Source organism: Pseudoflavonifractor hominis (genome assembly GCF_014288125.1).
Classification (GTDB): Bacteria; Bacillota; Clostridia; order Oscillospirales; family Oscillospiraceae; genus Pseudoflavonifractor_A; species Pseudoflavonifractor_A gallinarum.
Genome location: NZ_JACOPR010000003.1, coordinates 421,427 through 433,400, shown reverse-complemented (window position 1 = coordinate 433,400; position 11,974 = coordinate 421,427). Strand labels below are relative to the sequence as shown.

Genomic DNA, 11,974 nt, shown 5'->3' with positions numbered 1-11,974 from the left:
GTGAGGATGAACGATCTGGAACAATACCGCCAGGAGATCGACGCCATCGACGGGGAGCTGGTACAGCTCTTCCTCCGCCGGATGGAGGTCACCGGCAAGGTGGGGAAGTGGAAGCAGAAGAACGGGGTGCCCGTACTGGACGCCGCCCGGGAGCGGCGGGTCATCGCCGCCAAGACCGCCCTCACCGACGACCCGGTGCGCCGGGCCGATCTGGCCGAGCTCTATGAGACCATCATGGCCATCTCCCGCCGCCAGCAGCGCAAGCTGGTGCGGGAGGGGACCGAGGACCCGGGTTACGCGGCCTATGCCGAGGCCCTGGCCAACGCCCGCACGCCGGTGGCCTCCCCCCGGGTGGTCTACCAGGGGGAGCCGGGCTGTTACAGCGAGGAGGCCGCGGTGGGCTTCTTCGGCGAGGGCGTGGAGAGCTGGGGCTGCCCCTGGTTCTCCGACGTGTTCGCCGCCCTGGAGCGGGGAGAGGCCGACTACGCCGTCCTCCCCATTGAGAACAGCTCCACCGGCTCCATCCGGCAGGTCTACGACCTGCTGGCCCAGTACCGCTACTATGTGGTGGGAGAGTATGACGTAAAGGTGGAGCACTGCCTCATGGCCCTGCCCGGCGTGGGGCTGGAGGACATCCGCACGGTCTACTCCCACGAGCAGGGCCTTATGCAGAGCGAGCGCTTCCTGGACACCCACCGGGACTGGCGGCGGGTCCCCACCCTGGACACCGCCGGATCGGCCAAACAGGTGGCCGAGAGCGGGGAGCGCACGGCTGCCGCCATCTGCTCCCGCCGGGCGGCCCGGCTCTATGGCCTGAACATCCTGGTGGAGGGCACCAACCACAATTCCCTCAACCACACCCGCTTCGTGGTGGTCTCCCCGGTCATGGAGATGCGCCCCGGGCGCAACAAGATCAGCGCCCTCTTCCACCTGCCCCACCAGAGCGGCTCCCTCCACGAGATTCTCACCCTCTTCGCGGTGCAGGGGCTCAACCTCCTGAAGATCGAGTCCCGGCCCATCCCGGGGCGGAGCTGGGAGTACCTCTTCTTCCTGGAGTTCTCGGGCGATCTGCTCTCCCCCGCCATGGACGGGGTGCTCCATGAGCTCTCCCAGCTCTCGGGTGAGATGCGGGTACTGGGCAATTTCCAGGCCTATGAGGGGGGAGCGGAATGAGGGGAAATCTCATTCTCATCGGCATGATGGGCTGCGGCAAGTCCACCGTGGGGGGGCTTCTGGCCCGCCGCCTGGGGTGGGAGCTGGCCGACACCGATTCCCTCATCGAGGCCCGGGAGGGCTGCTCCATCCCCGCACTCTTCGCGCAGCGGGGGGAGGGGTATTTCCGGGACTGCGAGCGGCAGGTGTCTGAGGAGCTCTCCCGCCGGACGGGACTGGTCATCGCCTGCGGCGGCGGACTTCCCCTGCGGGAGGACTGCATCGGTCCCCTCCGGGAGAGCGGAACGGTCATCTTCCTCCACCGTCCCCCCGAGGAGATCTACGACAAGGTATCCATGGCCGGCCGGCCCCTGGGACAGCAGGGGCGGGAGGCCTTTCTGGCGCGCTACGCACAGCGGGAGCCGGTCTATCAGGCCTGCGCCCACCACCAGGTGGAGGTACAGGCCACCCCGGAGGAGACGGCGGCGCGCATTCTGGAGGTGCTCACATGAAATTTCTCATCATCAACGGACCCAACCTGAACCTGCTGGGCAAGCGGGAGCCGGGCATCTATGGGGAGAACAGCTATGAGAGCCTGTGCCGGCGGCTGGAGGAATTTGCCGCCGCCCACGGCTCCACCGCCGTGTGCTTCCAGTCCAACCACGAGGGGGCCATCATCGACGCCATCCAGGCCGCCGACGGGGTCTATGACGCCATCGTGATGAATCCGGGGGCCTTCACCCACTACTCCATCGCCATCCTGGACGCCCTCAAGGCGGTGAGCGTGCCCTGTGTGGAGGTCCATATCTCCAACATCCACCAGCGGGAGGAGTTCCGGCACAAGAGTGTCACCGCCCCCGCCTGTGTGGGCCAGATCTGCGGCCTGGGCCTCTATGGCTACGAGGCCGCCCTGTCCTACTTTCTCTCGAGAGAGAAAGTAGGCAAAGAGAGCTTTCAATAAAAGTCTGGCGTGGCTGGAGCAGAAGAGCGCCCAAGCCATTTTCAAGAAAGGAGACGCAGCCATGGAAGTCACGCTGCACAATACGACTCAAAAACTCTGTGTCATCGGGGACCCGGTGCTCCATTCCAAGTCCCCCCTGATCCAGAACACCATGCTGCGCGCCCTGGGACTGGACTATATCTATCTCTGCCAGCCGGTCCCCCGGGGCAGGGCAGGGGAGTGGCTCAAATGTGCCGCCTTCGCGGGCTACGCGGGCTTCAACGCCACCATGCCCCACAAGGAGGAGCTCCTTCCCCTCATGGACGAGCTGGACGAGGACGCCCGGATGTACGGCGCCGTGAACACCGTGTGCATTCGGGACGGGAAGTACTATGGCTTCAACACCGACGGCAAGGGCTTTCTGGCCTCCCTCTGCCATGCGGGGGTGAACACGGCCGGACAGCGGGTGCTGGTGCTGGGGGCGGGAGGCGCCGCCAAGGCAGTGGCCCCCAAGCTCTGCCAGGAGGGAGCGGCCCGGGCCGTCTATGTGGCCAACCGCACGGCGGAGAAGGCCCAGGCCCTGTGTGCCCCCTGGGGGGAGCGGATGATCCCCGCGGATTTCCGCCCGGAGACCCTGGCCGAGCTGGCCGCGCAGTGCTCCCTGGTGGTCAACTGCACCAATCTGGGCATGGAGGGGACGGCGGGACAGTTTGCCGACTTCTCCTTTCTGGACGCCCTGCCAGCCGGAGCGGCGGTGTGCGACCTCATCTATGCCCCCGCCGAGACCGAGCTTCTCCGGCAGGCGCGGATGCGGGGCTTCACAGCCCTCAATGGCCTGGGCATGCTCATCTGGCAGGCGGTCTTCGCCCTGGAGCACTTCACCCGCACCCCCATCGACGGGGCGGCCATGCTCCCCCTGGTGGAGGAGGCGCTGAAGGCACAGAGCAGGTGATCCCGATGGAACAGGGACGGAATGGAAGGGCCGTTCCGTCCCTCCAGACTGTCAAAAAAGTGTAGATCTGCGATATACGCTGCAAGAGCCTCGCAGAGTTCCGCCGTCCGCAGACGGCGGAAGAGAGTTAAAATCGTGTTTTCCGGCGGCATGTACGTCGGAAAACACTCTTCTCAGGCCGCAAGTGTGCGAGCGTCAGCGAGTGCATGCGGCGGCCTGTATCCCTTCTCAAAAATGCCTGCATTTTTGAGAAGCGTGTCGAAGCTTTTCGACACGCTGAGGGCCATTCCGTCCCTTTTGCGAAGCTGCACAAAGGAAAGGGGCGGGATGTGCCCCGGAATCGGCAAAAAGCGGACGAAAAAAATCAAAAAACCTCTTGACTTCCGGCACAGTATCCAGTACAATAATGGGGCGCCTGTGAAAAGGCGCACTGCGATGATGCGGGAGATTGCGGCGTGAGCCGGTAACTTCCGCGGAGTATGTCCGAGCGAATCGGGCGGCTGAGAAGGTTCCGTACACGGCGTATATCGCTGTGCAGGGACGAAACCGGCTGCTGTTGCGCCGGTTTTCTTCGTGTCACAGAATGATACGCACGGAAACGTGTACAGAAGATTCTCACCGTACGAAGCGTGCACGGAATACAGAACGTCACTTCGTATGTTTAAGGAGGAAAAACACCATGGCAGCTCAGAAAGAAATGATCCGCATCCGCCTGAAGGCCTACGACCATCAGCTCATCGACCAGAGCGCTGAGAAGATCGTAGAGACCGCCAAGCGCACCGGCGCTTCCGTGTCCGGCCCCATCCCCCTGCCCACCAAGAAAGAGGTCGTGACCATCCTGCGCGCCGTCCACAAGTACAAGGACAGCCGTGAGCAGTTCGAGCGCCGCACCCACAAGCGCCTCATCGACATCCTGAAGCCCTCTCCCAAGACCGTTGAGGCTCTGATGTCCCTGGAGCTCCCCGCCGGCGTCGAGATCGAGATCAAGCTGTAAGCAAAGCAGCGAACCTCAAACCGGCAACCAAATGTGTTGAACCCGCTGTCCATCGCGTTTTTGAGATGGACGGGTCAAGTTGGCCGAGCAATGAGAGTCCAATGCTCAACTCGCCCAACCAATAACCTTATAAGGAGGAAAAAACATGGAAAAGGCCATCATCGGTAAGAAGGTCGGCATGACGCAGATCTTCGACGCCGAAGGCAAGGTCATCCCGGTCACCGTCATCGAGGCGGGCCCCTGCACCGTCGTGCAGAAGAAGACCGAGGAGAAGGACGGCTACACTGCTGTTCAGCTCGGCTACGAGGACGTGGCGGAGCGCAAGCTCACCAAGCCCGAGCTGGGTCACATCAAGAAGGCTGGCGTCGCCCCCAAGAAGGTCCTGAAGGAGTTCAAGCTCGACAAGGCCGCTGAGATGAACGTGGGCGATGAGGTGAAGGTCGACGTGTTCGCCGAGGGCGACCGCGTGGATGTCACCGGCATCAGCAAAGGTAAGGGCTACGCCGGCGTGATCAAGCGCCACGGCGCCCATCGTCTGAAGGAAACCCACGGTACCGGCCCTGTGCACCGTCACGCCGGCTCCATGGGCCCCGCCACCGATCCTTCCCGTATCTTCAAGGGCAAGATCGGCGCCGGCCACATGGGCTGCGAGCAGGTCACCGTGATGAACCTGGATGTCATCAAGGTCGACTCCGAGCTGGGCATCATCGCGGTCCGCGGCGCCATCCCCGGCCCCAAGGGCGGCGTTGTGTACCTGCGTAACAGCGTCATCAACGTCAAGGAGAAGGGCGCTGCTGCTGGCATCAGCAACAACCCGCAGAAGGCTTCCGCCCGCGTCAATCCCCAGAAGGCGTCTGCGCGTAACCGCTAAGAAAGGAGAGAAACCAAATGCCTAAGGCAACTGTTGTTAACATGACCGGCACGAAGGTCGGCGAAGTGGAGCTCTCCGACGCCATCTTCGGAATCGAGCCCAACGAGGTCGTTGTCCACGAGGTCGTCAAGAACCACCTGGCCAACTGCCGTCAGGGCACCCAGTCCGCTCTGACCCGCGCCGAGGTCTCCGGCGGCGGCATCAAGCCCTGGCGTCAGAAGGGCACCGGCCGCGCCCGTCAGGGCTCTACCCGTGCTCCCCAGTGGACCCACGGCGGTATCGTCTTCGCTCCCAAGCCCCGCGATTACAGCTATGCGCTGAACAAGAAGGTTAAGCGTCTGGCTCTGAAGTCCGTCCTCTCCGCCAAGGCCGCTGAGGGCAACGTCATCGTGGTCGACGGCCTGGAGCTGGGCGAGATCAAGACCAAGGCCATGGTCAACTTCCTGAACGCCGTTGAGGCGGGCAAGAAGTCCGTGGTCGTGACCAACGAGGTCAACGAGAACGTGGTCAAGTCCGCCCGGAACATCCCCGGCGTGACCACCACCACCGCTAAGATCCTGAGCGTTTACGACATCGTGAACGCCGACAAGTTCATTGTCGACAAGGCCGCCCTGGCCGTCATCGAGGAGGTGTTCGCGTAATGGCTACCGTCGCTTATGATATCATCAAGCGTCCCATCATCACTGAGAAGTCCGCTTCTCTGTTCGAGATGAAGAAGTACACCTTTGAGGTGGCCAAGGACGCCAACAAGATCGAGATCGCCAAGGCTGTGGAGGAGATCTTCGGCGTGAAGGTCGCCAAGGTCAACACCATCAACATGGATGGTAAGGCCAAGCGCACCGGCCGCTTCCCCGCTGGCCGCCGTCCTTCCTATAAGAAGGCCATTGTCACCCTCACCGAGGACTCCAAGACCATCGAGTTCTTCGAGGGCATGGTGTAAGGAGGTAATGAAACATGGCTATTAAGACGTTCAAGCCCACTACCCCCTCCCGCCGTCACATGACTGTGTCCGCCTTCGAGGGGATCGACAAGAAGGCTAAGCCCGAGCGCAGCCTGACCGAGGTTCTGAAGAAGAACGCCGGCCGCAACAGCTACGGCCGCATCACCGTCCGTCATCGCGGCGGCGGCAACAAGAAGAAGTACCGCATCATCGACTTCAAGCGCGACAAGCAGGGCTCCGCTACCGTGCTGCGCCTGGAGTACGATCCCAACCGCTCCGCCAACATCGCCCTCATCCAGTATGAGGACGGCGAGAAGCGCTATATCCTGGCTACCGTCGGCATGAAGGCTGGCCACATCATCATGACCGGTCCCGACGCCGACATCCTGCCCGGCAACTGCCTGCCCATCGCCAACATCCCCCTGGGCACCCTGATCCACAACATCGAGCTGTATCCCGGCAAGGGCGGCCAGCTGGTCCGCGCCGCTGGTGAGTTCGCTCAGCTGATGGCCAAGGAGAACGGCATGGCTCAGGTCCGTCTGCCCTCCGGCGAGGTGCGCTATATCCGTCCCGAGTGCCTGGCCACCATCGGCCAGATCGGCAACATCGAGCACGAGAACATCCAGATCGGTAAGGCCGGCCGCAAGCGTCACATGGGCTGGCGTCCCACCGTTCGCGGTTCCGTCATGAACCCCAATGACCACCCCCACGGCGGCGGTGAGGGCAAGAGCCCCGTCGGCCGTCCCGGCCCTGTCACTCCTTGGGGCAAGCCTGCTCTGGGTTACAAGACCCGCAAGCTGAAGAACCGCACGGAGAAGTTCATCGTCAAGCACCGCAACGCGAAGTAAGGAGGCAGTAAAAGATGAGCAGAAGTATCAAGAAAGGCCCCTTTTGCGCCCCCGAGCTGCTGAAGCGGGTCGATGAAATGAACCAGACCGGCGAGAAGAAGGTCCTCAAGACCTGGAGCCGCGCCTCCACCATCTTCCCCGCCTTCGTGGGTCACACCTTCGCCGTCCATGACGGCCGCAAGCATGTGCCCGTCTACGTGACCGAGGACATGGTGGGTCACAAGCTGGGCGAGTTCGCCCCCACCCGTACCTTCAAGGGCCACGCTGGCAGCAAGACCGGTAAGTAAGGAGGAGAGAACATGGAAGCGAAAGCTGTTTTGAAGTATGCCCGCATCTCTCCCCGCAAGGTCCAGATCGTCTGCGATCTGATCCGCGGCAAGAGTGTGGCTGAGGCCACCGCCATCCTGATGGCCACCCCCAAGGCCGCCTCCGAGCTGATGCTCAAGGTGCTCAAGAGCGCCGCGGCCAACGCTGAGAACAATCACCAGATGGACCCTGAGAAGCTCTACGTGTCCACCACCTACGCCGCCCCCGGTCCCATCATCAAGCGGATCATGCCCCGTGCTCAGGGCCGTGCGTACCGGATCAACAAGCGCACTTCTCACATCACCATCGCGGTGAGCGAGCGCTAAGGGAGGAGGAACAAAATGGGACAGAAAGTCAATCCCCACGGCCTGCGCGTGGGTGTCATTAAGGATTGGGACTCCCGCTGGTACGCCCGCAACGAGAAGGTCGGCGACCTGCTGGTCGAGGACAAGAAGATCCGCGATTACCTGAAGAAGACCCTGTACGGCGCTGGTATCCCCAAGATCGAGATCGAGCGCGACAACGCCAAGGTCCGCATCTACCTGCACTGCGCCCGCCCCGGCGTGGTCATCGGTAAGGGCGGCGCCGACATCGAGCGCCTGCGCCTGACCCTCGAGAAGATGATCGGCAAGTCCGTTGCCCTGAACATCGTCGAGGTCAAGAACCCCGACATGAACGCTCAGCTGGTGGCCGAGAACATCGCTCAGCAGCTGGAGAAGCGCATCGGCTTCCGCCGTGCGATGAAGAACGCCATGGGCCGCGCGATGCGCATGGGCGCCCGCGGCATCAAGACCTGCTGCTCCGGCCGTCTGGGCGGCGCTGAGATCGCCCGCACCGAGCACTATCACGACGGCACCATCCCCCTGCAGACCCTGCGCGCCGACATCGACTACGGCTTCGCTGAGGCTGCCACCACCTACGGCCGCATCGGCGTGAAGGTGTGGATCTACAAGGGCGAGGTGCTCACCCAGAGCCTGCGGACCACCCCCCGCACCCTGGACACCAAGAACTTCAAGGAGCGCTCTGACCGTCCCCGCCGCGATCGTCGCGACGGCGACCGCAAGGGCGGCTTCAACCGCCAGGGCGGTTTTAACCGCAACAACGGCGGCCGTCCCCAGGGCGGTTTCCGTCAGGGCGGCGCTCGTCCCGCCAACACTGCTAAGGAAGGAGGCTCCAACTAATGCTGCTGCCTAAGAGAGTGAAATACCGCCGCGTGCATCGCGGACGCATGAAGGGCAAGGCCCTCAAGGGCAACACCGTCACTTACGGTGATTGGGGCCTCCAGGCCACCGAGCCCTGCTGGATCACCAGCAACCAGATCGAGGCCGCCCGTGTGGCCATGACCCGTCACACCAAGCGTGGCGGTAAGGTCTGGATCAAGATCTTCCCCGACAAGCCCATTACCGAGAAGCCTGCCGAGACCCGCATGGGTTCCGGTAAGGGCTCTCCCGAGTACTGGGTGGCCGTGGTCAAGCCCGGCCGCGTGATGTTCGAGATCGCCGGCGTTTCCGAGGAAGTCGCCCGCGAGGCCCTGCGTCTTGCTTCTCACAAGCTGCCCGTCAAGTGCAAGATTGTGAAGAAGGAGACCGCCGAGACCGAGAATGGTGGTGAATAATGATGAAGGCAAATGAAGTCCGCAAGATGAACGCCGAGGAGCTCAACTCCAAGCTGGGCGACCTGAAGAAGGACCTGTTCCAGCTCCGTCTTCAGCATGCCACCAATCAGCTCGAGAATCCCGCCAAGATCGCCGAGGTCAAGAAGGATATTGCCCGAGTCAAGACCATCCTGCGCGAGCTGCAGCTCGCTGGCCGATAACAGTAAGAAGGAGGAAATAGATCATGGAAAACAGAACTTCTTCCCGTAAGACCAGAGTCGGCCTGGTGGTCTCTGACAAGATGGACAAGACCGTTGTGGTGGCCATCGCCGACCGTGTGGCCCATCCTCTCTACAAGAAGATCGTAAAGCGGACCTACAAGCTCAAGGCCCATGACGAGCAGAATTCCTGCGGCGTGGGCGACCGCGTCCGCGTTATGGAGACCCGCCCCCTGTCCAAGGACAAGCGTTGGCGCGTCGTTGAGATCATCGAGAAGGCGAAGTAAGGAGGTGCCGGAATGATTCAGCAGGAAAGCTATCTGAAGGTCGCCGACAACACCGGCGCCAAGGAGATCAAGACCATCCGCGTGCTGGGCGGTTCCAAGCGCAAGTACGGCAACATCGGCGACGTCGTTGTTGCTTCCGTGCGCAAGGCCCAGCCCGGCGGCACCGTGAAGAAGGGCGAGGTCGTCAAGGCCGTCATCGTCCGTTCCGTCAAGGGTGTCCGCCGCAGCGACGGCAGCTATGTCCGTTTTGACGACAACGCCGCCGTCCTCATCAAGGAGGACAAGAACCCCAAGGGTACCCGTATCTTTGGGCCCGTGGCCCGCGAGCTGCGCGACAAGGATTACATGAAGATCCTGTCCCTGGCTCCCGAAGTGCTGTAAGGGGGTAGGAGATAACATGAACAAGATGAGCATCAAGAAAGACGACCTGGTCGTCGTCCTGTCCGGCAAGGACAAGGGCAAGCAGGGCAAGATCCTCTCCGTCCTGCCCAAGGAGAGCAAGGTCATCGTGGAGGGCGTCAACGTCGCCACCCGTCACACCAAGCCCCGCAAGCAGGGCGAGCAGGGCGGCATCGTCAAGCGCGAGGCCCCCATCTACGCCTGCAAGGTGCAGAAGGTCTGCCCCAAGTGCAACAAGCCCACCCGCATCGGCCACAAGGTCGAGGGTGACAAGAAGGTCCGCATCTGCAAGAAGTGCGGCGCCGAGATCTAAGAGAGGAGGAGTCAACTATGGCTAACATGCCCAACCTGAAGAAGAAGTACCAGGAAGAAGTCGCTCCTGCTCTCATGCAGAAGTTCGGCTACAAGTCCGTCATGCAGATCCCCAAGCTGGACAAGATCGTGGTCAACTGCGGCTGCGGTGAGGCCCGCGACAACGCCAAGGTCCTCGAGGCCGTGGTGGGCGATCTGACCAAGATCACCGGCCAGAAGGCCATCGTGACCAAGGCCAAGAAGTCCGTCGCTAACTTCAAGCTGCGCGAGGGTATGCCCATCGGCGCCAAGGTCACCCTGCGCGGCGACCGTATGTGGGAGTTCGTGGACCGCCTGTTCAACGTGGCCCTGCCCCGCGTGCGTGACTTCCGCGGCATCAACGGCAACGCTTTCGACGGCCGCGGCAACTTTGCCCTGGGCATCAAGGAGCAGCTGATCTTCCCCGAGATCGAGTACGACAAGATCGACAAGATCCGCGGCATGGACATCGTGTTCTGCACCACCGCTCAGACTGATGAAGAGGCCAAGGAGCTGCTGACCCTGATCGGCGCGCCCTTTGCCCGCTAAGGAGGAGAACGTTAATGGCTAAGAAGTCTATGATCCTGAAGCAGCAGGCGGAGCCCAAGTTCTCCACCCGCCGCTACAACCGCTGCAAGATCTGCGGCCGCCCCCACGCCTACCTGCGTGACTACGGCATCTGCCGTATCTGCTTCCGCGAGCTGGCCTACAAGGGTCAGATCCCCGGCGTGAAGAAGGCCTCCTGGTAAACAACCGATCGTAACGCTAACGCCGCGCCCGACGTGTGAGAACACGTCTGGCGCTTGCGTTGCGTGACGGGAGGTTCGCCCGGAGTCCACCCCGCGGGTCGAGCGCTGCTCCCCGCCGGTCTTCTGGGGCCGCCGCCCCTTCCTTACGGAGCGGTTTTCGACGTAAAATTCTCCGTTTAAGTGATAAACTGGCTGGATAGTGCAAGCGACGCTGTGAAATTTGAATAAGAGACCCCCGTTCTGGGACAGTGCCTAGGGCATTTCTCCAAAAGTGCGGATTTGGGACAATTTTTCCTTTTCACAGCGGGCTTTTCACTATATAATATCCCCTAGCAGACGGTTAAAAGGTCGGAGCCTTGCGAACTCCGATACCTTGCCGCCTTAACAGATCTTCTCACGGATCTGTAACTCTAAAAAGGAGGGTAAACTCATGCATATTACCGACCCCATTGCGGATATGCTGACCCGCATCCGCAACGCGAACAACGCAAAGCATGACACCGTGGACGTACCCGCGTCCAACATGAAGAAGTCCATCGCTCAGATCCTGCTGGATGAAGGCTACATCAAGAACTTCCAGCTGATCGACGACGGCACTCAGGGCGTTATCCGCATCACCCTGAAGTACGGCGCTGGTAAGGAGAAGGTCATCTCCGGTCTGCGCCGCGTGTCCAAGCCCGGCCTGCGCGTGTACGCTGGCGCTGATGAGCTGCCCCGCGTCATCCGTGGTCTGGGTATCGCTATCGTGTCCACTTCCAAGGGCGTCATGACCGATAAGGCTGCGCGTGCGGCCCACGTCGGCGGCGAGGTCCTTGCGTTCGTGTGGTAAGGGAGGGAGAGTAGAATATGTCTCGTATCGGAAGAAAGCCGATCTCCATCCCCGCCGGTGTGGACGTGAAGATCGATGGGAACGTCGTGACCGTTAAGGGCCCCAAGGGCACCCTGACCCGTGCGTTCCACCCCAATATGAACATCGCCCAGGAGGGTAACGAGATCCTCGTGACCCGTCCCAACGATGCCAAGGAGAACCGCAGCCTGCATGGCCTGACCCGCACCCTGATCCACAACATGGTCGTCGGCGTGACCGAGGGCTTCAAGAAGGAGCTGGACGTCAACGGCGTGGGCTACCGTGTTGCCATGGAGGGCAAGAAGCTGGTCATGAACCTGGGCTTCTCCCATCAGGTCTTTATGGAGGCTCCCGAGGGAATCACCATCGAGACCCCCAGCGCCAACAAGATCGTCGTCTCCGGCGCCAGCAAGGAGCAGGTCGGTCAGTTCGCCGCTGAAGTCAGAGAGAAAAGACCCCCCGAGCCTTACAAGGGCAAGGGTATCAAATACACTGACGAGGTCATCCGCCGCAAGGAAGGCAAGACCGGCGTCAAGAAGAAATAAGG

General features: G+C 61.9%; 21 protein-coding genes. All 21 read left to right on the top strand.

Features of this window, described 5'->3' with window-relative positions; translation table 11 throughout:
• Window positions 1-6: 6 nt before the first annotated feature.
• The 21 genes from H8S34_RS07390 (at window position 7) to rplF (ending at window position 11,972) form a co-directional block, all read left to right on the top strand.
• Window positions 7-1,173: a bifunctional chorismate mutase/prephenate dehydratase gene (locus H8S34_RS07390; RefSeq protein WP_186963510.1), complete on the top strand. Its 1,167-nt coding sequence runs from the start codon at window positions 7-9 to the stop codon at window positions 1,171-1,173.
• Window positions 1,170-1,664, top strand: a complete 495-nt coding sequence (locus H8S34_RS07385; RefSeq protein WP_186963508.1) for a shikimate kinase — start codon at window positions 1,170-1,172, stop codon at window positions 1,662-1,664. Before H8S34_RS07390 ends, H8S34_RS07385 begins: the two co-directional genes overlap by 4 nt.
• Window positions 1,661-2,113, top strand: a complete 453-nt coding sequence (aroQ, locus tag H8S34_RS07380; protein WP_101691659.1) for a type II 3-dehydroquinate dehydratase — start codon at window positions 1,661-1,663, stop codon at window positions 2,111-2,113. Before H8S34_RS07385 ends, aroQ begins: the two co-directional genes overlap by 4 nt.
• A 61-nt stretch (window positions 2,114-2,174) precedes the next feature.
• Window positions 2,175-3,044 carry a shikimate dehydrogenase gene (gene aroE, locus H8S34_RS07375; protein WP_186963507.1) on the top strand — a complete coding sequence of 290 codons (870 nt, stop codon included), beginning with the start codon at window positions 2,175-2,177 and terminating at the stop codon, window positions 3,042-3,044.
• 679 nt (window positions 3,045-3,723) lie between these two features.
• Complete coding sequence (gene rpsJ / locus H8S34_RS07370) at window positions 3,724-4,038, top strand: 30S ribosomal protein S10 (protein WP_006573401.1); 315 nt, start codon at window positions 3,724-3,726, stop codon at window positions 4,036-4,038.
• Window positions 4,039-4,183: 145 nt separating this feature from the next.
• Window positions 4,184-4,909: a 50S ribosomal protein L3 gene (gene rplC / locus H8S34_RS07365; protein WP_101691661.1), complete on the top strand. Its 726-nt coding sequence runs from the start codon at window positions 4,184-4,186 to the stop codon at window positions 4,907-4,909.
• Window positions 4,910-4,926: 17 nt separating this feature from the next.
• Window positions 4,927-5,550, top strand: a complete 624-nt coding sequence (rplD, locus tag H8S34_RS07360) for a 50S ribosomal protein L4 (RefSeq protein WP_101691662.1) — start codon at window positions 4,927-4,929, stop codon at window positions 5,548-5,550.
• Window positions 5,550-5,849 (top strand): 50S ribosomal protein L23, encoded by a 300-nt coding sequence (gene rplW, locus H8S34_RS07355; protein ID WP_101691663.1) that lies wholly within the window; start codon window positions 5,550-5,552, stop codon window positions 5,847-5,849. The genes rplD and rplW overlap by 1 nt, the downstream gene beginning before the upstream one ends.
• Window positions 5,850-5,863: 14 nt before the next feature.
• The gene (rplB, locus tag H8S34_RS07350) at window positions 5,864-6,697 is read left to right on the top strand and encodes a 50S ribosomal protein L2 (RefSeq protein WP_101691664.1); all 834 of its coding nucleotides are present in this window, start codon (window positions 5,864-5,866) and stop codon (window positions 6,695-6,697) included.
• Between the two features lie 14 nt (window positions 6,698-6,711).
• Window positions 6,712-6,984: a 30S ribosomal protein S19 gene (gene rpsS, locus H8S34_RS07345; RefSeq protein ID WP_101691665.1), complete on the top strand. Its 273-nt coding sequence runs from the start codon at window positions 6,712-6,714 to the stop codon at window positions 6,982-6,984.
• Between the two features lie 12 nt (window positions 6,985-6,996).
• On the top strand, window positions 6,997-7,329 hold the full coding sequence (gene rplV / locus H8S34_RS07340) for a 50S ribosomal protein L22 (protein WP_101691666.1): 333 nt from the start codon (window positions 6,997-6,999) through the stop codon (window positions 7,327-7,329).
• A gap of 15 nt (window positions 7,330-7,344) precedes the next feature.
• Window positions 7,345-8,184 (top strand): 30S ribosomal protein S3, encoded by an 840-nt coding sequence (gene rpsC / locus H8S34_RS07335; RefSeq protein WP_101691667.1) that lies wholly within the window; start codon window positions 7,345-7,347, stop codon window positions 8,182-8,184.
• Window positions 8,184-8,618 (top strand): 50S ribosomal protein L16, encoded by a 435-nt coding sequence (gene rplP, locus H8S34_RS07330; RefSeq protein ID WP_101691668.1) that lies wholly within the window; start codon window positions 8,184-8,186, stop codon window positions 8,616-8,618. The genes rpsC and rplP overlap by 1 nt, the downstream gene beginning before the upstream one ends.
• Before the next feature lie 2 nt (window positions 8,619-8,620).
• On the top strand, window positions 8,621-8,818 hold the full coding sequence (gene rpmC / locus H8S34_RS07325; RefSeq protein WP_180956764.1) for a 50S ribosomal protein L29: 198 nt from the start codon (window positions 8,621-8,623) through the stop codon (window positions 8,816-8,818).
• A gap of 23 nt (window positions 8,819-8,841) precedes the next feature.
• Window positions 8,842-9,102: a 30S ribosomal protein S17 gene (gene rpsQ / locus H8S34_RS07320; RefSeq protein ID WP_101691670.1), complete on the top strand. Its 261-nt coding sequence runs from the start codon at window positions 8,842-8,844 to the stop codon at window positions 9,100-9,102.
• Window positions 9,103-9,114: 12 nt separating this feature from the next.
• Window positions 9,115-9,483, top strand: a complete 369-nt coding sequence (gene rplN, locus H8S34_RS07315; protein WP_101691671.1) for a 50S ribosomal protein L14 — start codon at window positions 9,115-9,117, stop codon at window positions 9,481-9,483.
• 16 nt (window positions 9,484-9,499) lie between these two features.
• Window positions 9,500-9,814, top strand: coding sequence for a 50S ribosomal protein L24 (gene rplX, locus H8S34_RS07310; RefSeq protein ID WP_101691672.1), 315 nt, complete (start codon window positions 9,500-9,502; stop codon window positions 9,812-9,814).
• Window positions 9,815-9,840: 26 nt separating this feature from the next.
• Entirely contained in the window at window positions 9,841-10,380 is a 540-nt protein-coding gene (rplE, locus tag H8S34_RS07305; protein ID WP_180956766.1) for a 50S ribosomal protein L5, read from the top strand.
• Window positions 10,381-10,394: 14 nt separating this feature from the next.
• Entirely contained in the window at window positions 10,395-10,580 is a 186-nt protein-coding gene (locus H8S34_RS07300; protein ID WP_006573415.1) for a type Z 30S ribosomal protein S14, read from the top strand.
• A 430-nt stretch (window positions 10,581-11,010) separates the two neighbouring features.
• Window positions 11,011-11,409: a 30S ribosomal protein S8 gene (gene rpsH / locus H8S34_RS07295; protein WP_087259939.1), complete on the top strand. Its 399-nt coding sequence runs from the start codon at window positions 11,011-11,013 to the stop codon at window positions 11,407-11,409.
• 17 nt (window positions 11,410-11,426) lie between these two features.
• Window positions 11,427-11,972: a 50S ribosomal protein L6 gene (rplF, locus tag H8S34_RS07290; RefSeq protein ID WP_101691674.1), complete on the top strand. Its 546-nt coding sequence runs from the start codon at window positions 11,427-11,429 to the stop codon at window positions 11,970-11,972.
• The last annotated feature ends 2 nt before the right edge of the window (window positions 11,973-11,974 follow it).